The 23,051-nt window shown below is 32.2% G+C and carries 18 protein-coding genes and 1 tRNA gene; 7 read left to right on the top strand and 12 right to left on the bottom strand.

Features of this window, described 5'->3' with window-relative positions:
• Positions 1–6: 6 nt before the first annotated feature.
• Together BLT80_RS01735 and BLT80_RS01740 are read right to left on the bottom strand one after the other, a co-directional pair.
• On the bottom strand, positions 7–3,030 hold the full coding sequence (locus BLT80_RS01735) for a SusC/RagA family TonB-linked outer membrane protein (RefSeq protein ID WP_092465862.1): 3,024 nt from the start codon (positions 3,028–3,030) through the stop codon (positions 7–9).
• A 29-nt stretch (positions 3,031–3,059) separates the two neighbouring features.
• Positions 3,060–4,475: a hypothetical protein gene (locus tag BLT80_RS01740; protein WP_092465863.1), complete on the bottom strand. Its 1,416-nt coding sequence runs from the start codon at positions 4,473–4,475 to the stop codon at positions 3,060–3,062.
• 463 nt (positions 4,476–4,938) lie between these two features.
• Here BLT80_RS01740 and BLT80_RS01745 point away from each other — a divergent pair, with 463 nt between their 5' ends.
• The gene (locus BLT80_RS01745) at positions 4,939–5,826 is read left to right on the top strand and encodes an AraC family transcriptional regulator (RefSeq protein WP_092465864.1); all 888 of its coding nucleotides are present in this window, start codon (positions 4,939–4,941) and stop codon (positions 5,824–5,826) included.
• Between the two features lie 11 nt (positions 5,827–5,837).
• Here BLT80_RS01745 and BLT80_RS01750 read toward each other — a convergent pair whose 3' ends face one another.
• From BLT80_RS01750 to BLT80_RS01765, 4 genes are all read right to left on the bottom strand, one after another.
• On the bottom strand, positions 5,838–6,860 hold the full coding sequence (locus tag BLT80_RS01750) for a UDP-glucose--hexose-1-phosphate uridylyltransferase (protein ID WP_092465865.1): 1,023 nt from the start codon (positions 6,858–6,860) through the stop codon (positions 5,838–5,840).
• 1 nt (position 6,861) lies between these two features.
• Entirely contained in the window at positions 6,862–8,019 is a 1,158-nt protein-coding gene (galK, locus tag BLT80_RS01755) for a galactokinase (protein WP_092466857.1), read from the bottom strand.
• A gap of 103 nt (positions 8,020–8,122) precedes the next feature.
• Positions 8,123–9,016, bottom strand: a complete 894-nt coding sequence (locus BLT80_RS01760; RefSeq protein WP_092465866.1) for an aldose 1-epimerase — start codon at positions 9,014–9,016, stop codon at positions 8,123–8,125.
• A gap of 4 nt (positions 9,017–9,020) precedes the next feature.
• A complete protein-coding gene (locus BLT80_RS01765; RefSeq protein ID WP_092465867.1) occupies positions 9,021–10,019 on the bottom strand; it encodes a GntR family transcriptional regulator in 999 nt (332 codons plus the stop codon).
• A 108-nt stretch (positions 10,020–10,127) separates the two neighbouring features.
• Between BLT80_RS01765 and galE the strand changes: the two genes are divergently transcribed.
• Both galE and BLT80_RS01775 read left to right on the top strand, forming a co-directional pair.
• A complete protein-coding gene (galE, locus tag BLT80_RS01770) occupies positions 10,128–11,159 on the top strand; it encodes a UDP-glucose 4-epimerase GalE (protein ID WP_092465868.1) in 1,032 nt (343 codons plus the stop codon).
• Between the two features lie 6 nt (positions 11,160–11,165).
• The gene (locus BLT80_RS01775) at positions 11,166–11,780 is read left to right on the top strand and encodes a LacI family DNA-binding transcriptional regulator (protein ID WP_092465869.1); all 615 of its coding nucleotides are present in this window, start codon (positions 11,166–11,168) and stop codon (positions 11,778–11,780) included.
• A gap of 347 nt (positions 11,781–12,127) precedes the next feature.
• Here BLT80_RS01775 and BLT80_RS01780 read toward each other — a convergent pair whose 3' ends face one another.
• Entirely contained in the window at positions 12,128–12,721 is a 594-nt protein-coding gene (locus tag BLT80_RS01780) for a recombinase family protein (protein WP_092465870.1), read from the bottom strand.
• Positions 12,722–12,977: 256 nt separating this feature from the next.
• Positions 12,978–13,640 carry a hypothetical protein gene (locus BLT80_RS01785; protein WP_092465871.1) on the bottom strand — a complete coding sequence of 221 codons (663 nt, stop codon included), beginning with the start codon at positions 13,638–13,640 and terminating at the stop codon, positions 12,978–12,980.
• A gap of 888 nt (positions 13,641–14,528) precedes the next feature.
• Here BLT80_RS01785 and BLT80_RS01790 point away from each other — a divergent pair.
• Complete coding sequence (locus BLT80_RS01790) at positions 14,529–16,076, top strand: recombinase family protein (RefSeq protein WP_092465872.1); 1,548 nt, start codon at positions 14,529–14,531, stop codon at positions 16,074–16,076.
• Here the strand turns inward: BLT80_RS01790 and BLT80_RS01795 are convergent.
• Together BLT80_RS01795 and rseP are read right to left on the bottom strand one after the other, a co-directional pair.
• Positions 16,042–16,115 (bottom strand) — tRNA-Asn (locus BLT80_RS01795). The genes BLT80_RS01790 and BLT80_RS01795 overlap by 35 nt on opposite strands.
• A gap of 233 nt (positions 16,116–16,348) precedes the next feature.
• Positions 16,349–17,692: an RIP metalloprotease RseP gene (gene rseP, locus BLT80_RS01800; RefSeq protein ID WP_092465873.1), complete on the bottom strand. Its 1,344-nt coding sequence runs from the start codon at positions 17,690–17,692 to the stop codon at positions 16,349–16,351.
• Positions 17,693–17,884: 192 nt separating this feature from the next.
• On the opposite strand from rseP, the gene BLT80_RS01805 reads away from it, so the two are divergent.
• The 3 genes from BLT80_RS01805 to feoB all read left to right on the top strand — a co-directional run bounded on the left by BLT80_RS01805 (position 17,885) and on the right by feoB (position 21,053).
• Positions 17,885–18,565 (top strand): SCO family protein, encoded by a 681-nt coding sequence (locus BLT80_RS01805; protein ID WP_092465874.1) that lies wholly within the window; start codon positions 17,885–17,887, stop codon positions 18,563–18,565.
• A 162-nt stretch (positions 18,566–18,727) separates the two neighbouring features.
• The gene (locus tag BLT80_RS01810; RefSeq protein WP_092465875.1) at positions 18,728–18,961 is read left to right on the top strand and encodes a FeoA family protein; all 234 of its coding nucleotides are present in this window, start codon (positions 18,728–18,730) and stop codon (positions 18,959–18,961) included.
• On the top strand, positions 18,954–21,053 hold the full coding sequence (gene feoB / locus BLT80_RS01815) for a ferrous iron transport protein B (protein ID WP_092465876.1): 2,100 nt from the start codon (positions 18,954–18,956) through the stop codon (positions 21,051–21,053). The genes BLT80_RS01810 and feoB overlap by 8 nt, the downstream gene beginning before the upstream one ends.
• A gap of 372 nt (positions 21,054–21,425) precedes the next feature.
• Here feoB and BLT80_RS01825 read toward each other — a convergent pair whose 3' ends face one another.
• Both BLT80_RS01825 and BLT80_RS01830 read right to left on the bottom strand, forming a co-directional pair.
• Positions 21,426–22,235 carry a DUF6503 family protein gene (locus BLT80_RS01825; RefSeq protein WP_139180996.1) on the bottom strand — a complete coding sequence of 270 codons (810 nt, stop codon included), beginning with the start codon at positions 22,233–22,235 and terminating at the stop codon, positions 21,426–21,428.
• Positions 22,236–22,355: 120 nt separating this feature from the next.
• Complete coding sequence (locus tag BLT80_RS01830; RefSeq protein ID WP_092465879.1) at positions 22,356–23,012, bottom strand: metal-dependent transcriptional regulator; 657 nt, start codon at positions 23,010–23,012, stop codon at positions 22,356–22,358.
• Positions 23,013–23,051 lie beyond the last annotated feature (39 nt).

Below are 23,051 nucleotides of genomic sequence, written 5' to 3' on the forward strand. Positions count from 1 at the left end.
AATTTTTTATAATGTTAAATTAAGACCTAATAAATAGGTTTTTGTTATTGGGTTTCTCGCATAGTCTATACCGAAGTCGTTAATAACATTCCCTCCTGCTGCAACCTCAGGATCAAACCCAGAATAATTAGTAATTGTAATAAGGTTTTGGCCTGATACATATAATCTACATTTCTGGAATCCTTTTAATTTAAAGTTATAACCTAATTGAATGTTTCGCAATCTCAGATAAGATCCATCTTCAATAAATAAATCTGAAGGACGTTGATAATTACCATTACGATCTTGCTGTGTTAACCTCGGGTATTTTGCACTAGTATTTGTTGGTGACCACACATTATCTAATGCACCAGCGATAACATTTACATCTTGGACGCCAGAGTATAAAAAGGTTGTTGGATAATTAAAAACGTCATTACCATAAGTCCCATACCACTGCATGGATAAATCAAAATTCTTATAGCCCATATTTACCGTTAGACCTCCATAAAAATCAGCAAAGGGATTACCAATCACCTGTAAATCATCATCATTTAATAGTCCATCGTCATTTGCATCCACAAACCGAACATCTCCTGGCCTTGCATTAGGTTGCAACAAAGCACCATTCTCTGAGGAATGCGAATTTATTTCTGTTTGATTTTGAAATATGCCATCATATTTAAAACCATAAAATAAACCAACTGTCTCACCTTCTTCAGTGATTTTTATAAATCTGTTACCTAAATCTGATCTATTCTGACCAAATATTTGCTCATTACCAGGAGCGAGCGCTTTTGCTTTACTTTCATTTGTTGATACATTTAGGTCTAAGCCCAAAGTAAAATCACCCATAGTTTTGTTATAACCTATCTGAAAGTCGATTCCTTTAGACTCGAAACTACCAACATTCTGAGCAACTAAACCAGGTATACCCGTATAATTCGGTAATTCTACATTAAATAATAAATCTTTTGAAGTTCTTTTATAAACCTCGACTGAAAAGTCTAATGCATTATCAAACAAACTCATTTCCAGACCTAAATTTTGATCTTTTACAGTTTCCCATTTTAGTCTTGTATTACCGAATTGGGACAAATAGCTTCCCACAACTCTATCATCACCAAAAACATAACTATCAGACCCTACAGAAAAGAATTGCCCATTTCTACTAATATTTTGATTACCAACTTCTCCTACACCTACCTTTAATCTTAAGTTATTAATGACTTCGCTATTAAAGAATTCTTCCGAATCTACATCCCAAGCAAAGGATGTACTAGAAAACACACCTGTTCTATTATCCTTTGGAAATCTTGAAGATTGATCAACTCTTGTTGATGCTGTTATAAAATATTTATTATCAAAACTATATATAGCTCTAAAAATACCTGACAAAATATTATCTGTAGACTCGTTATTATTTACGGTCAACCCTTCTCCTGTTGCTGCATCAATATACCACAAGTTTGGGTTCTCACTGTCCGGCACACCCTCTCTAGATCCATTAAGGTAATTATAGTTTTGAGAATCGTATAACAGGCCGACTAATACATTTAAATAATGTTTCTCATTAATTGTCTTAGTAAAATTAAGCGTATTATTAAGTACGTAATCTAAACTTTGATTGGTATTTCTATAAACGGTATTAATTTCGTTCTGTTGGTTTGGATTTGTATAATACTCTGGCTGAAAAGCATCAGTTCCTGATTGTGAAATGTTAAGACCGAACTGTGATGAAAACGTAAGTTCTGGTGTAATATCATAATCTAATTGTGTATTAGAGAAAAATCCAAAAAACATAGTTTCATTGAAACTTCTAGCAACTGTACCAACAGGGTTTGGAACACTATTATTACTTGCCGCATATATACTATAACTATTGCGCCCTATGCGCTCACTTTGCGGAATATAAACATCCGTCAAAGGATCTATTCTTAGAAGATTGTATAGAATTCCAGGTGTATTTTCGTAACGTTCCATTCTTGGACTTAAATCTTGCTTTAAAGTAATTTTATCCGAAATTTTAAAATCAACATTAAATCGTCCGGTGACTTTTTGATACCAACCTTTCGTGTAGTTAGATTGTTGATCAAAGAAACTCAAGCTACCCGCATAGTTAATTTTTTCTGATCCACCTGAAGCTCTAAGATTAACATTAGTTATAGGAGCATAATTTTCTATTACCTCATTCCACCAATCTGTATCCGTCGTAATATCGTTTGGGTCATATAGAGGCTGGTTACCATCGTTAGTTCGTCGAAGATTAACAACTCTCATATATTCATCTGCACCCGCCATATTAATTTTCTCTAATTGCTGAGTTCCATGAGATATATCTAAATTGATTACTGCCTTACCTTCTTTACCTCTCTTTGTTGTAATTAAAACCACACCATTTGAAGCCCTAGAGCCATAAATGGCACTTGCAGAAGCATCTTTTAAAATTTGAAAATTCTCAATATCTCCAGGATTTATAAAGTTTAATGAAGACCCGCTTGGTAACATAACACCATCCACCACTATAAGTGGCTGACTACCATTATTACTTGTAATACCCCTAATTAATATTTGTGGAGACGCACCAGGATTACCACCTGAAGACAATACTTGTACCCCTGCTGCTTTACCTTGAAGAGCTTCCGCTGGATTACTAGCCACCATTTTAGCAATCTCTTCTCCCTTTACGGAAGAAATAGAAGATGTAATCTTATCTCGCTTTACAGAACCATAACCGATTAACACTACTTCCTCTAATTGCGAATCGTCTGTTATTAAAACAATAGAAATAGTATTCTTTCCATCAACTACCAATTCCTGTGTTTTAAACCCCACATAACTAAATACTAATGTGGCATTATCATTAACTTTAATGCTATAATTTCCGTCAAAATCAGAAACAGCTCCGTTTGTAGTTTTCTTTTCTAATATATTAACACCCGGTATAGGCTGCCCTGTTTCATCTGTAATAGTTCCTGTTACTAAATTTTGAGCTACTAACGTAAAGCTAGCCAGCAAAAAACTAGTGATAAATAAAATCTTGTATTTCATGTAAGAATTGATTTAGTTTGGTGTATAATTTATCTAAGAATTGCTGAAATTCTATTTAAATGAGTATCGAAAATTAAAGTGTATTCCCCACCCAAAGCTGAATCAGGAAAAACATAATTAGAACCTCCACCTGGTACAGTAGCTTCAGGGTCCTCAGCATTATCGACCCTCCAAAATGGAGCCCATCCACTTGGATTTGCATTCAATATAAATCCATTTTCGCCTTCATCATCAGGCTGATCATCTATAGTGACATCTAATGTCCACAAGTATGATGAATTTGCATCTTGAACAAATGGCTGGCCCGAGTTAAAATGCCAGCATTGATTACTTCCATCTACATTAGAAGTACATGTTGAAGAATCAGCAGTAAAAACACCTCTACCTATAACATATACTTGATCATAAGCGTCATCCGATGGATTATAAGGTGTTACAGTATAACTCTGAGTATTTAGATCCATCGTAATTTCATAATAGCCAATTTCTGGCAATATAATTGGGCTTACTGTTGCATCTGTACCAAGAGCTAGTTCACCTGAAACATCTGGATTTGCCCCAAAGGTATAAGGAGAAAAAGATGTCTTTTGCGGTAAAAATCTAACTTCAGTATTTGTAACTGGAGAATAATATTTTGCTGTAAACACATAACCGTCTTCACCAACGACTTCACTTGCGGCGGCGGCATATGGAATACCGAAAATATCAGAATTAAGCTCTTCATTTGTTGTAACATCGGTAATATACATCACATCAAATAAAAGTTCATTGAACACATTTACAGAAACCGTTTTTGTGGTTATATTCCCAGAAAGATCTGTTGCAGTGATTGTAAACGTGTAAGTATCTGGTATAGATATATCGAATTCGTTAGTATAACTAAAAGTTTCATCTGTTACCGTTATTGTTTCATTTACTAAAGTGCTTTCAATAATTACTTCGGCTAATTCCTCATCAGTAGCCGTAAAACTTAAAGTAATTTCATTACCATCACCAATTAAAACAGTAGAACTATCTGCTGGGCTAGCAATAGTTAAAATTGGATTAGTAATATCTTGGTTTAAAGTAACAACAACATCTCTAGTATTAGTTATACCACCTCTATTGGCAATTGTAACAGGAATAACATGTGAGCTATTCGGTTCTGCGTCTACTGGCACCAAAAAGTCGTAAGACAATGTATAAGTAGTAAACAAGGAATCACTCTTGACAATTGATTTATCTAAAAACCAATCTTCATATTTAATGTTAATAGTCTCAATGCCTGCAGGATCACTAAACACCCCTTGAAATGTTAAAGTTTGTCCGGGCAGCGATGAAATCTCTTCTACCAATGATACAAATTCTGGAACAGAATCTACATCTACAGAATCATCATCACTACAACCTATTATAAACATGAAAATGCCTATAATAAGTAATAAATTTGTTTTTGTTGTTTTCATTGTTGATATATTAGTTGTTTTTGCTTAGTTAAAACATAGATGATTATTCTTTTAAATAAAACTCACCAATTTTAGATAGAGACCATGAGCTTAAAGAAAAATGCTATAATTATATTTTTTATGTCATTTTTTTGACGAAAATCAAATTATATCTACATTTATTTACAAATCTATCACTTATTAAACGCATAAAAATAGACACAAAAACCTAAAACATGGATGATTCTACTATTTTTGTTAATTATAAACTATATACAGAATAATTGTATTATCATAACACTCTGAAACTAAATAAAATGGATTTAAAGAGAACTTTGAGATTAGTAATTATTCAAAAAGAATATAATCTATAAGTACAAACACCATTTAAATACAATATCCATAAGCGTTATTGAAATTAAATATATTGGACAGACAACGGCATAATAATTAATCAGTATTACGTAAATCATAGACCAACTAAATGGAGAATATAGCATTAAAAGAAGGTTTTCTTGGACAGAAAATGATAGCACTACCAAAATCTATCAAAACTGTTGCCCAAAATAATCGAATCACAAAAAAATTTTACATCACTGATCTAGGCTATTATCCTAAAGCTAACCATCATTATAGAACTAGAAAAAAAGGTTCTAATCAATATATCTTTATTTATTGCACGAAGGGAAGTGGTGAAATTATTTTAGATGGAACTAGAACATTAATAAACCCCAATCAGTTCTTTATTATTCCAAAAAAAACAGGACACCAATATAGAGCTGATGAAACTGATCCTTGGAGCATTTATTGGTTTCACTTTGATGGAACAATAGCACCAGATTTATACCAGAGATACATTACAACAAACACCAATAACTATAAAAATGTACCTTTCACCCTAGAAACTATTGAGCTTTTTGACAAAGTGTTTAGCTTATTTAATCGAAGCTATTTAGAAAATCAGATAGAATATGCCAACTTACTTAGTCTTAATTTTATAAGTTCTTTCATTTACCACGATTTCGAATCTAGCATTGAATTAAACCATGGAAATACTTTAATAGACTCAATAAAGAATCACCTATTAAATAATCTAGATAAAAATTTTACTCTAGATGAAATTGCAGCAAAATTTAATTATTCTAAATCCTATTTACACACTAAATTTAAAACAAATACCGGTTATTCTATTATGGTATTTTTTAATTTAAAGAAAACTCAGAAAGCCTGTGAATATTTAAATTATACTGATTTAAGCATAAAAGAAATAAGCTTTAAAGTAGGCATAGATGATCCTCTTTATTTTTCTAGAATATTTAAGAATTTTATGGGCAAATCACCAAGAAACTACAAAAAAAGTCAGACCAAATAATTTTAACCGCATTACTCTATTAACCCCTTTAATCTACCAACCGCTTGTTCTGCAGTAATATCACGTTGCGGTGACCCAAACATCTCATATCCAACCATAAATTTCTTTACTGTAGCACTTCTTAATAATGGAGGATAAAAACTCATATGCCAGTGCCAATGATTATTCGATCTACCATTCGTTGGAGCCTGATGAATTCCACTTGAATAAGGAAAGGAGGATTTAAAAAGTTTATCGTAAGCTTTTGTAATTTTAGATATGACATCTGCAAAACTCAAACTCTCATTTTTAGATAATTCCAAAATATTTTTTTGTGCTCTTTTAGGAACAATCATAGTTTCAAATGGCCATACTGCCCAAAAAGGAGTAAGTACAACAAAATGATTGTTTTCATATATAATGCGTTCTGTAGCCTCAAGTTCTTGCTTTAAGTAATCACCTAAAAGACTACTCTGTTTTTTATTAAAATACGCTTCTTGCTGTTTATCCTTTTTTTCGACCTCGTTTGGCAAGGTTGATTGACTCCAAATTTGTCCATGTGGATGCGGGTTACTACAACCCATTACTGCTCCTTTATTTTCAAAAATTTGCACGTAATTAATTATCGATTCAGATCCTAAAATTTTATATTCATTCTGCCAAGTTTCAACCACCTTATTTATGTCATCCACAGCCATATCTGCTAGACTCTTAGAGTGATCTGGACTAAAGCAAATGACCTTACAAATACCTTGTTCACTTTCTGCTTTAAACAAACCATCATCAACAGAAAAAGTTTTAGAATTAGATTGTAAAGCCGCAAAATCATTATTAAATACAAATACATCCTTATAATTCGGATTTTGCTCTCCATTAATTCTAGTATTGCCAGCGCACAAATAGCAGCTTGGATCATGAGAAGGACGGTCCTCTCCCGAAACCTCTTCATTTTGACCTTGCCATGGCCTTTTTGCCCTATGAGGAGATACTAAAACCCACTCTCCCGTTAAAATATTGAATCGTTTATGCGAGTAATCTTGCAAATCTGTATTCATCTTAATATGTTTTATTGACAACGTGTGTTCCTTGAGATAATTTAACACTATATACCGAACAAGCTTGTCCGAATTCTGATTTAAATTTTTTAGAAATATCTTTTTTAAATTTTTTAAATTCGCTCTTCAATATTAGATTAATAGTACAACCACCAAAACCGCCTCCCATCATTCGAGCACCAAGAATATTTTTGTTCTTTTTTGTTTCATTAACTAAAAAATCTAATTCTACACAACTTACTTTATACTTCTCACTTAGACCATCGTGAGACTGATACAACAGTTGACCTAACAACTCTAAATTATGTTCTTTAATTGCTTCAGAAAATGACTGAACACGACTATTCTCCTCGATAATATAGGACACCTTTTGATAATCTGATTCTGTAATTTCTGATTTAACAGGCTCCAATTCCTTCAATAAAACGTCTCTCAACGCTTTAACATTAAGTTTCTCAGAAACCATTTCACAAACAGACCTTCTATCATTATATGCAGTTTCTGATAAATCATGCTTAACATTGGTATTAATTAACATTAACTTATAATCACCAAAATCAATTTTAAAAGGCTTTGACTCAACAGTTCTACAATCTAGAAGCAAAGCACTCTTTTTCACCCCGAACATGCTTGCATATTGATCCATTATACCGCACTTAACGCCAGCATAATTGTGCTCCGCTTTTTGAGAAACAACAATCATCTCAGTTTTAGATAGCCCTAATTTGAACAATTCATTTAAACCATACACAAAGCTATTTTCTAAAGCTGCAGAAGAAGACATACCAGCACCACCGGGAATATCACCCGCAAAAACAGCGTCAAAATTTCCAATTTCGAAACCTAACTTCTGTAACTCTGAAATCACACCTAAAATATAATTTCTCCAACCACCATCTTTAAGAGGCTTAATTTCACCTAAACCAAACTCATACACTTCGTCTTTATTTAAAGCAAACACCTTACTAACTTCAAAATCACTCTTCTCTATTGCTAAAACAATACCTTTATTTATTGCCGCTGGAAACACAAACCCTTCGTTATAATCAGTATGTTCACCTATTAGGTTAATTCTACCAGGAGAAAACACTAATAAAGGCTTCGTTTTGAAATATTTTTCGAAACTTCGATTAACTTCTTTAATTAATTTTTTATTCATATTCATAAGACGACTTATAGTCCTTTTAAAATTAGATTCTCTACCTCATAAATTATATTAAACTGAAAACAAACGAGTTTTATATGATTTGGCAGATACATTTTTATGTTTCAACACTTATTATCCAATCGAGTTTATAGCTATCATTAACATTAAGTATTTGTAATCCTATTTTATTATTAAAACTATTTGAAACACCAGTCATTGGCTCAATAGCAATAATATTTGGATTACTAGGTGTATAGAGCTGCAAGTAATTAGCTTCACTTAAGCACTCAATCTTTAAATGATATTGAGGTGTTAAAAATTTTATCGTATTATTTTGGAGATTAAAAGCATCATCTAACTTTTTCCCTTTAATCTGATACGGCATTACCTCTTTAGAATCTTCACTTCCAGATACAATGTTCCGCCCATCTTGTAAAAATTTTTTGCTACTCGTAAATTCCATCGTACTAACAGATAAATGAGAACTTGTAAAATATGGGTGCCATCCTAAAGTGAAAGGAAATGACGATTCACCATTATTCTTAATATTAATACTCAAATTAATACCCATTGGGTTTAATGTATAAGTTACTTCAAAATGATACTTGAATGGAAAACCTATTAATTGACCTTCACTTACATAAAGTAATGTTACCGAAGCAGATTTAGAAGTCAGGCTTTTATTGATGATTGTAAAGGGCTTATCATAAACTAAACCGTGCAACGCATTGTTTTTATCTTCCTCATTACATAAAAGATGATAATCTATACCTTCAAAGCTATATTTCCCATCTTTAATTCTATTGGCAAATGGAAATAATATTGATGATGCATAGTTGTCTTTATAGGTTTCTGGCCTTATACTTGAGACGATTTCCATATTATTAAAAATAAATTCGCTCAGCCTTGCGCCTTGACTAAGACATATGCTTGCTTCAGTTGTTTCATTAGGGTTTTGTAGCTTTATATAATCTAAGCCGTCCTTTTTTATGTTCTTTAATTTATACAATTGATTACAGTGATTTTCTTACAATTAGGTTATTAGGGTTTTCTATTTGTGCAAACTCGTTATTCATAATCATATGAGCTAAACGTTTACCCATAAGATTAAAATCGGTAGAAATAGTTGTAATACCACCTTCGACAATCTCTTTTAACAGAGAATCATTTACGGATATAACACCAATATCTTTCGCAATAACTAATTTCTCAACTTTAATTCTTTTTATTACTCTTATTAAATCTCTATCGTCTAGAAGCATATACAATTCTCCCACTGACAAAACTCTATCATTTAAGTTTTCAATAATTTCATATTTAAAATTATTGTTTAAGCAAAACATTTCGAAACCTTCTTTTATTCCAGAAGGCTGTTTTATATCTGAAAACAGTAAAATGATTTTTTCGTAGGATTTTATAAGCGACAAACCTTTAGTAAGCCCTTCATAAATATCTTTTTTAAAATTTTGGTAAACGGAAGGATACATCAACAATTCTTTATGCACTTGATCTAAGATGTAAACTTTATCGTCCGGAAGTCTTTTAATTGAAGCCTCTGTATTCATTAAATTTGCTGGCATAATTACATAATGACTGTAATTGCCATCATTATCTTTTATCAGTTTATCAAAAACATTAGGATTGAAATGATGGAAAAATATATCAACCTGCACCTTTTCGCCTAATGCAGCTAGAAAAGAATTATATAAATCTTCTTTAAATGAATTAAGTTCATCAAACAACACAAAAATCTTCTGATTTACTCCAACATCTTCACTCAAAACATAGTAACCCTTACCAACTACAGACTGCACAATCCCTCTTATTTTCAATTCGTTAAACGCAGAGAGCACAGTATCTCTTGAGAGCGAAAATTGATTCTTAATGCTATTTAAAGAAGGTAATTTATCACCTTTTTTTAGTGAGCCATTAACTATTGCTTCTTCTATAGAAATTACTATTTGTTTGTACTTTGGCGTACCTGACTCCTCTTTTATCGTTACGATTCCCATATAACAAATATAAAATAAAATTTCAATTAAACAAACCGGTAGGTACTAGTAGGCGTTTTTAGTTTTTTTTCATAGTTTAGTCACCTAAAATAAAATTCTATATAAAAAATGGCACATAAAATAATAGTAACTGGTGGTTGTGGCTATATTGGTTCACACACCGCAATTGAACTAATTAAATCTGGTTTTAACGTTGTAATTTTCGATGACTTTTCTAATTCTTCTAAAAAAACAATAGAGCGCATTTATCAGATCACCGGCACCGCTCCAACCCTCATAAATGTCGATTTAAAAGATGCTGACGAGACGCACAAGGCTTTTCTAGCTCATTATGACGCCGAAGGAGTTATACATTTTGCCGCTCACAAGGCCGTAGGCGAATCCGTAGAAAAGCCATTAATGTATTATAAGAATAACCTTTATTCCTTATTAAACACGCTAGAATCTCAAAGCAACTTGAATATAAATAAATTTATATTTTCATCCTCCGCCACGGTCTATGGAACCCCAGAAACCCTACCTATAACCGAAGAAAATGAAACTCAACGCCCATTTTCCCCTTATGGAAACACTAAAAAAATGGCAGAAGAAATTCTAGATGATTTTACAAAAAGCAACAAGTCTTTTTCTGCTATTTCATTACGATACTTTAATCCCATAGGCGCACATGAATCTGGTAAAATAGGAGAACTACCCAATGGTATTCCTAATAATCTAATGCCATATATAACTCAAACCGCAGCTGGCATTAGAGAAAAATTAATGGTATATGGTAATGACTACCCCACCAAAGATGGCACACCAATTAGAGATTATATTCATGTAATAGATTTAGCAAAAGCACATGTTATAGCTATTAAACGCTTAATTAATAATAAGCAGGAAACTTCATTAGAGTTTTTTAATCTAGGCACAGGAATTGGATACTCTGTATTGGACGTTATACATACTTTTGAAAGTGCCACAAAATGTAAACTCAACTATGAAATTACAGAACGAAGAGATGGTGATGTTCCTCAGCTTTACGCCTCTACTGATCTTGCTAAAGTAAAATTAGGATGGACTGCCACTAAAAATTTAGAAGACATGATTAGCTCATCATGGACATGGGAACAAAATCTAAGAAATGAAAACAATTAGACCATTATGATTCAATCTAGAACTACATTATCCGAAATATCTAAGGCCTTAAACTTATCAATATCTACAGTATCAAAATCACTTTCTGATAGCTCAGAAATAAGTGTAATTACTAAAAAAAGGGTTAGAGAGTTTGCTAGACAGTGTAATTATGTCCCCAATCATTTTGCTACAAGTATTCGCAGAGGGTATACTAAAACTATAGGCTTAATAGTACCAACTATCTTAAATCCATTTTACGCTAAAGTGTTAGTTGGCATTGAAAACTATTTAGACAAAAGTGGATATAAGCTTATTATATCAATATCGGATGAATCTATTAATAAAGAATCCAAAAATCTAGCAAAAATGGGAGACGGTTGCGTGGATGGTATAATTATATATACAACTAAAGAAACTGAACTACTAAATGATTACAGCCACATAGAATTATTTAAACGCAAAGGTAAACCAGTAATAATCTTTGATAGACCCAATGAATTGGATAATTGTAACACTTTCATTGTCAATAAAGCTACTGATAAAGTAGGTATTGAAGCCGCAAAACTGATTTTACAAAAAATAAATAATGTAGATATTAATAATTATCGCACAAAATTAAGAATTGACAACATTTCATAGTTACCCGTTACATTCGTATAAATGAACTTTTTAAATTTTAAATAACTTAAAAATCATCACTATACGAAAATAGATTTTATTAAAAACTAATATCGGCTAATAAAACAAGAACATAGTCAGTTCAGAGAGAGCCCGTCGTTATTGAGTTGATAATCAAACCCCATTTTATGCTCGAGTTCAACATATTCAAAAAAACTTTTTAAATCAAAACTTAACAAACAACAATTGACATATAAACTTTTAGGATATTTAGCTATGTCAATCCGCGAAACATAATAATATACTAAAACTATTAACCATAAATAAACAAACGTGACATCGACGAATATGCATATTCCAATATTGTTTTACGCAGAAAATATACGTTTGACTTTTTGTACTGTTCCAAGTGAAACATCACATAGTTTGGATGTTTTACGAAGAGACATCCCCGCATTGAGTTCTTTGATTACACTCGTGTAATTGGACAAAAATTCCTTGTCCGATTGTTTCGATCCTCTCACTCGACCTTTATACACTCCTTTAGCTTTTGCTATTGCAATACCCTCTTTTTGTCTTTCGAGCATCGTTTCCCTTTCCATTTCCCCAATTTGCCCCATTACTGTGGTAATTAATTTGAATGCAGGATTTGGTTTATTCTTAATTCTACTTTCTAAACCTAAAGAATCAATTTTAACTGAGACCTTATGGTCGTCTAAGTACTTTAATGTGGTAAGAATATCCAATAAATTTCTACCTAATCGATCCACAGCATGCACACTTATATTTTCAATTTCAGCGAATTCTACAGATTTCAATAATTGCACTCCCTGTTCCCTTTTATTAAATGGTATTGCCCCGCTACATACATCAATATACAATTTTTCGTTCGGGTAATTATTTACCAATTGACGTTCCTTATTTTGATTAGGTGTACTGATTCTAACGTAACGTGCTTTCATGGTCTGTATTTTTTTTGATTGTAATCTAAAGATAAAACAATCATATTAATGTAGCAAATTTAGGGTATGTATAATTAACACAACATTTCATCAATGAAATTGTCTGAGCTCTCAAATTAATCGTATCACTAATAGACCATAGTCTAAAAGTAACACAAGCTATATTACTAATTGTTTAAGTGCATCTACCTTCATTTTAATCTTTATTGAATTTAATTGAAGTTTGTCAATTTGCTCTTTCAAGACCTTATACTGTTCAGTTGTTAGTATTACTTTCATCGTTCATGTTTTTATCACTTAAATTATTTCCAAGTAAATCCCAATCCTCATTTACAAGCCCTTCTTTGCTCATGTAGAACACGCCAGCTTGATACTTATCGTATTTACCATAATCAACCCTATCAAAACTAAAATAGCTTTGAATCGCTTTTACAACCTCATCATGTAATTTTGTATTACTGACGTATAATGCAAAGTGATTATGATAACCTTTACGATTTGCAAACGGCTCTGTAGTAAAGAATAATCTAATATCAGTTTCAATACCATATTTGCCTATTAAATAATCGTAACAGCCGTGCATCATCTTGAAACAACTCTTTTTATTTCGCTCATACTTATATGCTACCGTAAAAAAGTAAGTCCAATCCATATACCATAACCTAGCTTGTAATGAATCTTTATCTACTAGACAATCAATTAGATTCCGCATAGATTGATTCTTTTGATTTAACACTTTGTTTTCCTCGTGCATTAATTCCGAATTGAAATATTTGGCATGTGTTTCTGGTATTAACCTTTTATGCTTTAGCTTTTTTGTTTCAAAATACAAATATTCGTTTTTACGATAAAATCGATACAATGTACTTTTACCTTTATTAATAATTTTTAAAAAATCATTTACTTTCTCATACTTCATTAGTATTTTAGAAATTAATAGATACAAGAACTCCATACAAGGGGATTATTCAAGTTCTACTATCTATATATACGAGACAATTTCAAAAAGTAAACTATTTTGGCACACTTTTTTATTAAATAGTTGTTTTTACTCCTAAAGTATAACTGTTTCAATATGACACTACTTTATTACAATTTCTAAAATTTTTATCCGAAGTTTGATTAAAACATAATGTTGAGGTATCTATTTTGAAAATGTACATTTAGTAAGAACGGATACAAAAACGTGCTTAAATAGATAAATTAGAGGGAATAGGCAGAGAGTACTCAAACTAATTTCAAAAAACATGTCAAATGTAGGACATTAGTAAATAGGGGCTAAAACACTGCGTTTTATACCCTTTTAAACAACTCATTTACAAACTATTGTCAGAGCTATTTAAAAAAATACATTGCATCTTCATTTTTTTGGGAGTATCTTTGCTTTAAGAAATTAACATTTCTCATCACTCTAAAAGTTAACTACAAGAGTGATTTCAGCAAACAAACAACCCTTAACCACATAATACCAAATTACGCTAAAAACACAAGTTTTCAGATGTAATCTAACCTATTCAAATTTCGAGCGAAATAGGAATAGACAAGCTACGGCTTATAAAGAACAGAATATCGTTCTGGTCGACCGACCTTAAAAAAATAATCCTCGTCACTCAAAAAAAATAAGAGGAAAGAGTGACTGGTTAATGATGTTAAGTTTTACAAAATGTAAAAAGATTTTAAACAAAAATGGAATTGAGTACACTAATAACGAGATAGAAACTTTAAAAATAGTACTCTATACAATCGCTGAAATGCAGTTTCAGCAACAACAAGATAATTGATAATTGATAATTGATAATTAAAAAAAATGAATTTAGATACAATAATATACAGCAGAGTCAGCACAGATGAACAAGCCGATTACGGTTATGGTAGAGACCACCAAAGAGATGTACTTAAAACCTACTGCGAAATAAACAATTACGGTATAGCCAACGAATATATTGAAGACCATTCCGCGAAAAACTTTAATAGACCAGAGTGGAAAAAGCTTGAAACCTTCGTTAAGGCAAATAGAAAAATCATACAAAGAGTATTATTTACCAAATGGGATAGATTCTCTAGAAACATGGAAGAAGCCATGGGGGTTATCAGAAAATTCCGCGAATGGGGCATTACTGTAAATGCAGTTGAACAACCTTTGGATTTATCTGTTCCTAATCAAAAAGTAATGCTTTCAATGTACCTAATCATGCCAGAAGTAGAAAACGATAATATTTCTGCTAGAACTAAAGATGGACTGCATAAAGCAACTAAAGATGGTGCATTTATAGGGACACCACCTTACGGATATTCCAGAGTTCGTTTTGGGAAATATGCATCCATGAGACCTAATAATGACGCCCTATTACTAACTGAAATTTTCAAAAGAGTATCATTGGGCGTTGAATCTCTTGAAGGACTAAGAAGACATTACCAAACAAAAGGGTACAAAAAAGGAAAACAAACTTTTTACAACATGTTACGTAATCGAGCGTATTTAGGTGAAGTAAAAGTTAAAGAATACAAAAAGACAGATGCATATTGGACAAACGGTTTACATGAAGCTATTACAGACCATAAAACGTTCAATAAAGTACAAGCGGTTCTTCAAGGCAAGAACAGAAACGCAAAACCTCCTTGTAAAAAAAATGAAGTCCTTCCACTTAGAGGTTTTTTAGAATGTGGAAAATGCGGTAGCACACTAACTGGGAGTGTTTCAAGAGGAAATGGTGGTAAATATGGCTATTACCATTGTAAAGGAGACTGTAAAACACGTCTATCTGCCACCTACACTCATAAAATTTTTAACACTGAGGTTCTTAATAAAGTTAAGGTAAGTGATAATGTTTTCGATTTATATACAGAGATAATGACTGATGTTCAAAAAACTAAATGTGGTAGCAAAGAAGAGCAAATAAAAAATTTTAATCAAAAAATACAAGGAACGATAAACCTCATTGAAAATACCGAGGACAAATATGCTTCTGACGGAATGAAAGAAGAAGTCTTTAATCGAATGATTAACAGATACAATACAAATTTAATGTCTTTAAGAGCGGAATTAGAAGAACTTAAAGAAGCCAAAGCGTTATCTGTAAAAACTATTGAAACCGCAGTTAAAATGATAAAAAATATGCCTCAGCTCTTTGAGAACGGAGACTTTGACCAAAAAATTAAGATACTTGGTTTATTAATCCCCGAAAAACTGATAATTTCTAAAAACGAATGTCGAACCAAGAAAACGAATATTGCTATAGAGCTTCTTACTAGGATTAACAAGGCTTCCAAAAGATTAGAAAACAAGAAAGCCATCATTTCTGATGGCTTGTCTACTCTTGCTCCTCTTCTTAGGCTCGAACTAAGGACCCTCTGATTAACAGTCAGATGCTCTAACCAACTGAGCTAAAGAGGAATAAAATTCCTTTTTTTAGTGTGTTTTAGAAGGCACTAAACTTCACTTTTCTTAGACTCTAATGAATCTCAAAAAACTTTCGAGGCTCAATTAACAATCAATCGCTCTTACTATTTGGTTATTATTAGCAGAACTAAAGTATGTATTTTTTCGCGTTAGCGGATGCAAATATAGACAGTATTTTCAATATTACAAAACGAAATAATATTTTTTTTGTTAAAATTAAAAAACTATTAATTTGTAACAGCTTTAAAAATATCATTACCGTTGGCAAACAGCACTAAAGCTATTAAAATAAAGAATCCAATTACTTGTGCACGCTCTAAAAACTTTTCGCTTGGCTTACGTCCAGAAATCATTTCATATAGTAGAAACACCACGTGTCCACCATCTAAAGCTGGTATTGGCAATAAATTAAGTATGGCTAACATAATAGATAAAAAGGCTGTTAACCCCCAGAAATCTTGCCAAATCCATTGGTCAGGGAACACATCGAAAATCGCTTTAAATCCACCAACGCCTTTATAAGCACCTGTACTTGGTGTAAAAATCTTTCCTAATTGATCAAAATACCCAGAAACCTGTTCTTTAAACTTATCAACTCCACCACCAAAACTTTCTAAGAAGGTATAATCTTTATGGATAATATTAAAATACCCAAGTTCAGCAAATCGAGAATTATGTGATGCTGGGAAAATTCCAACTCTACCATTGTCATCCACCTTTAAAGTTGTGTTTATTTTTTCATCACCTCTTAAAAAAGTGGCGTCTACAGACTGATTCTTATAGTCTAACAATCGAGATTCAAATTGATCAAAATAACGCAAATCAGTTCCGTTAACAGACAATAAAACATCTCCCTTAGTTAAGTCTGCACCTTTATTTATTGATGTGTCTGGCACACTGCCAACCATAAATGGAATTCTTAATTTAAAGGTTCCATTCTTTCTTTCAGCAGAAGATAGCTGACCCAAGAAATCTTTTGGAAGTACGATCTCTTTATTTTCACCATCTCTAACTATAGAATACTTTTCACCATTTACTAAGTTTTTTCTAACATCATAATAGGTGTCAACCTTTTCGTCATTAATGGCTAATATTTTATCACCGTTTTTAAAACCAACATCTAAAAGCAAATTGTTTTCTATCCAAAAACCATCTTTCATGCTATCCGTAGTAACATCTGTATCTCCATACGCAAAAGAAATAGCGACGTATATAAAGTAGGCTAAAATAAAGTTCACCGTAACACCACCAAGCATTATAATTAAACGTTGCCATGCTGGCTTAGAACGAAATTCCCAAGGTTGTGGTGGAAGAGCCATTGCTTCCTTATCCATGCTCTCGTCAATCATTCCTGCGATTTTCACATAGCCTCCAAGTGGCAACCAACCAATACCATATTCCGTATCACCAATTTTCTTTTTGAAGAGTGAAAACTTCACATCAAAAAAGAGGTAAAATTTTTCGACTTTAGTCTTAAAAAGCTTTGCTGGTATAAAATGCCCTAACTCGTGTAACACAATAAGTAAGGATAAACTAAGTAAAAATTGAGATATTTTTATAACAAATTCCATGTAATCATTTTCAAATTTCGATTTGCAAAAGTAACGTTTTACAGTCACTTAGGAAATAATTGTATTTCTTATCGATTTATTTTTAACATCAATTTATTAATATGCGTACAAATTCCTCACATTTATGTTAAAAAAGGTTTAGAAAATTAGCTTGAATCGTACCTTTACGCTTCAAAATTTAAACACATTATAATGTCGTTTCTTACTTTTTTTAAAGGGTATAAAAAATTCGGAATATTCTTTTCTATACTTTGTATTATCATCATAACTATAATTTATAATGTATTAAATGTAAAACAACAACTGCCTATTTATCAACCTGGTATGGTAAGCGAAGAATTAGTAGATAGTACGATTCAATACCAATTAAAATATCATAAGATTGCAGACTTTAGTTTAACCAATCAAAATGGAGAAACTATAACGCAAGATACCTACAAAGACAAAATATATGTCGCAGATTTCTTCTTTACCACTTGCCAAACCATTTGTCCGATTATGACTAAAAATATGGAACGCGTACAGAAGGCTATTATTAATGATGATGATATTATGTTGCTTTCTCACTCAGTGACTCCAAAAATTGATAGCGTTGCTCAACTAAAAAAATATGCGCTTGAAAAAGGAGTTATTGACCGAAAATGGAATTTAGTTACTGGTGACAAAAAACAAATCTACGAGCTGGCCAGAAAAAGTTACTTAGCCGTAAAAACTGATGGCAATGGAGATCAGTATGATATGATACATACCGAGAACTTTATGTTGATAGATAAAAAGCGTCAAATTAGAGGCTTTTATGATGGTACAAAACCAGAAGATATTGACCGTCTTTTAGAAGATATTGAGACCTTAAAATACTTTGGTGGCTCTTAGCTCTATTAGTGTTTAGTTAATGACTTAGAACTAAAAATTCCGACTTGTTTTACACTTAGAATTAGCAATTAAAACAACATCGTATTCAAATATTCATGGTCTAGTTTTTTACACTAAAAAAAATCGCTTACTTTTGCTTCTTTAAAATTAATCTAAATAAGGATAAGGTTGACATTAGCAGATCTAAAACGCGGACAACATGGCATTATAACTGATGTTTCTTCTATACATATTCCATTAAAATTGCTCGAAATGGGCTGTTTACCTGGTAATTTGGTAGAGCTTGTACAAGTTGCACCTTTCGCAGACCCAATGTATCTTAATATTAATGGTACGCATTTAGCCATTAGAAAAGAAACTGCTATTCATATTATAATTGAAACTGCGCATGAGTAAGCAAATCAACGTCGCGTTAATAGGAAATCCAAATACTGGAAAAACATCTGTTTTCAATGCACTAACTGGATTAAATCAAAAAGTTGGTAATTACCCTGGTATTACGGTTGAAAAAAAAGAAGGTATTTGTAAACTGCCACGAGGTGTAAAAGCGCATATAATAGATTTACCCGGAACGTATAGTTTAAACGCATCATCCTTAGATGAAAACGTCGTGATTGAATTACTACTAAATAAAACCGATAAAGATTACCCTGATGTTGCTGTTGTTGTTAGTGATGTAGAAAATTTAAAACGAAATCTTTTATTATTCACTCAAATTAAAGATCTAAAAATTCCAACAATTTTAGTCATTAACATGGCTGACAGAATGGAATACAAAGGCATTTCGTTAAATATAGAGCATTTAGAAGAGCAACTTAAAACTAAAATAGCCTTAATAAGTACTAGAAAAAATAAGGGCATAGACAAGCTAAAAGAATTAATAGCGACTCATAAAGAACTCTCTATAGAACCTTGCCTAGACGCCTCTACCATAGATAAAGCCTATTTTGACAACCTAAGAAAAGCATTTCCAAATCAATTATTATACAAACTTTGGTTAGTTATAACTCAAGATGTTAACTTCGGGAAAACAGACAGACAAACATTTGATGCTGTAGAAGATTTTAAAACAAAATCTAAAACAGATTTAAAACGACTTCAACAAAAGGAAACTATAAAGCGTTACCAATTTATAAACGAAACACTAAAATTAGGACAAACTATTGACCTTAAATCGGCAAAAGATTTACGTATAAAATTAGATAGAATTCTAACCCATAAAGTTTGGGGTTATTTAATTTTTGGGGTTATTTTACTCACCATATTCCAAGCGATTTACGATTGGTCGAGCATTCCTATGGATTTTATTGACAGTTCATTTGCATCATTAAGCGAGTGGACTAAGAGCAACTTACCAGAAGGAGCGTTTACAAATCTGTTGGCTGAAGGTATTATTTCGGGGCTTGGAGGTATCGTTATATTCATTCCACAGATTGCCTTCTTATTTCTGTTTATTTCTATTCTTGAAGAAAGCGGTTATATGAGTCGTGTAGTGTTTTTAATGGACAGAATTATGCGACGTTTTGGACTTAGTGGAAAAAGTGTTGTGCCTTTAATTTCTGGAACAGCTTGTGCTATTCCTGCAATTATGGCAACTCGAAATATTGAAAGTTGGAAAGAGCGTTTAATCACTATTTTAGTGACTCCTTTCACTACGTGTTCGGCAAGACTACCTGTATATCTTATCATTATTGCTTTGGTTATACCCGAAGGACGAATACTAGGATTAAGCTATCAGGCCCTAACCTTAATGCTCTTATATCTTATTGGATTTGGAGCCGCGGTTGGTTCGGCTTGGATTTTAAATAAAATTCTTAAGATAAAAAGTAAGAGTTTCTTCGTTGTTGAAATGCCAAATTACAAGTTGCCATTATTCAAAAATGTAGCATTAACGGTTTTAGAAAAAACAAAAGCTTTTGTATTTGGAGCTGGTAAAATTATACTTGCCATTTCTATTGTATTGTGGTTTTTAGCGTCTTATGGCCCAGGAGACGACTTTAATAATGCTGAAACCATTGTTACTGAACAATACGCTTCAGAAAATTTAACAGAAGACGAACTAAATCAAAAAATAGAATCTCATAAACTAGAACATTCCTTTATTGGTATAGCAGGCCATGCTATAGAACCAGCAATTAGACCTTTAGGTTACGATTGGAAAATTGGTATTGCCATCGTAAGTTCTTTTGCTGCGCGTGAAGTTTTTGTTGGAACACTAGCCACTATTTATAGCGTTGGTAGTGATGAAGAAGAAACCATTAAAAACAGAATGGCTGGAGAAGTAAATCCGATCTTAGGTGGGCCACTATTTAACTTTGCTTCTGGTATTTCATTACTCTTATTCTATGCCTTTGCTATGCAATGTATGAGTACACTTGCCATTGTAAAAAAGGAAACGAACTCATGGAAGTGGCCAATGTATCAATTAGTGATTATGAGCGCTTTTGCTTATATTGTAGCTTTAATCGCTTATCAAGTCTTAAAATAAATGAACACAATAATTCAAAATATATTAGCTTTTTCTGCGGTAGGTTTGGCCTTACTTTTTCTTGTACGGAAATATATTTGGTCCCCTAAGAAAAAATCAGCCAAAGCTTGCGGCGGTGATGATGGCTGCGGATGTCATTAATCGTTATTTTAATCGCTTACATTTTCGATTATAAATCTAACAAAACAACATTTTTAAAAGACCTCTTCAGTGGCATTCTTATATGCTTAGGCCTTTTTATGTCCGCACTAGTATATGTAATTCTATTTAACGTAACTATTGTTCACGGTGTTTTCTATATGAGTATAGAAATCATTCTCCTGTTTGCCTTAAAAGCCTTTATACAGAGTAAGAATAGCAAATAAGTTAATTCTATTTTTCTATAAAATCTGCAGGAATAGAAAACGCATCAGCATCTGGAGTTACAAACTTTACATTCGTGATAATCGTATTACCAATCACCTTACCTAAACCGGCATCCTTAGACCACTCATAAAATTCCCAGTTATGTGCAATTGGGACGCCATCAATCATTTTATAATTTGAATAACCTATAGCATGTGGATCTGACTCGGCAGCTTCTGTAGATTTATTAACGGTAACAATGTAAGCTGCATAAGCTATCATATTCGTTGTTGGATCGCTGTAAACAATATACCAATCATCTGGAGCATCTCCTGTATTAGCTTCAAACGTCAACGTTTGTGTATTGTATGTTTTGTTATTTAACTCTGAAGTTGCTACATCAGACCAAATAGTTCCTTGGTCACTCAATTTATTAGGAAATAGTAAGAAATACATCCAAGTGTAGGCATCAAATCGAGCTGCTTTAGCATTTTTAAGGTTTGGAGAATGGAATACTTTTTCGCCATCATAATATATAAAAGTATCATCTTTCAATTCAATCTTCCCTTTTGTTGAATTGGTTAAAAACGTCATTTTACCATTAAGGCGTTCATTACCACCAAAACTGATTACCATATCTAACTCAATAGCATCGTTAGATAAAAACACATCCTTGCTATACGCTTTTTCAATAGTTTCGACAGGTGTGAGAATCTTATTTTCTACTATTGGTTCTGATGTTTCTACTTCAATTGATTCTTTCTTTTCACTTTTACAACTTGTGGCAAGTATTAAAAGCAAAGCACAAACGATACTAGACTTAAACATATGAGACATATTATAGGAATTTATTAAAATAATCTACCAAATTAGAATGTAAAATGAACACTAGCGATTAGACCTAACTATTTTAAGATAAGTTTAGCGTTTTAAGCAAAAATTCTATCTAAAGCGAAGTTAAATCTTCTTTAAGTATAAATTTTTAGCCACACTTTGGGAGACTACAATTTCCGAATGTTCTAAAGCAATTTTTATAGAATTATCAAAAGGCTCTTTATGCTTCACTGTAATTATGGTACCGAGCGCAATATGATTACTGTCTAAATATTTTAAAAACTTAGAAGACGTATCATCCACTCCCACACATTTATAAGTAGAGCCAACTTCGGCTTTAGCCAAAACTATTTTTTCAATATGCTTAAAGTTACCTTCCTTATCTGGTATAGGATCTCCATGAGGATCATAAGTTGGAAACTCTAAGAACGCATCTAACTCATCAATCAATTTATCGGATTTAATATGCTCTAAATGTTCTGCGACTTCGTGAACCTCATCCCAAGAAAAATTTAGTTTTTCAACTAAAAACACTTCCCAAAGGCGATGTTTACGAATAATATTTATAGCAACACGCTTACCTTCACTTGTTAATGTAACCCCTTGGTATTTTTTATAATCCGCATAATTTTTTTCAGATAGTTTCTTAATCATATCGGTAACAGAAGATGCTTTAGTCTGCATCGCAGAAGCTATAGCATTGGTATTCACCGTTTTTTCCCCATTACTGCTTAAATGGTAAATGGCTTTGATATAATTTTCTTCTGTTAGTGTAATCATAGTTTTATCGTGTACAGCAAATATAGAAAAAGTAAACTT

It is taken from the genome of Winogradskyella thalassocola, from assembly GCF_900099995.1.
Classification (GTDB): domain Bacteria; phylum Bacteroidota; class Bacteroidia; order Flavobacteriales; family Flavobacteriaceae; genus Winogradskyella; species Winogradskyella thalassocola.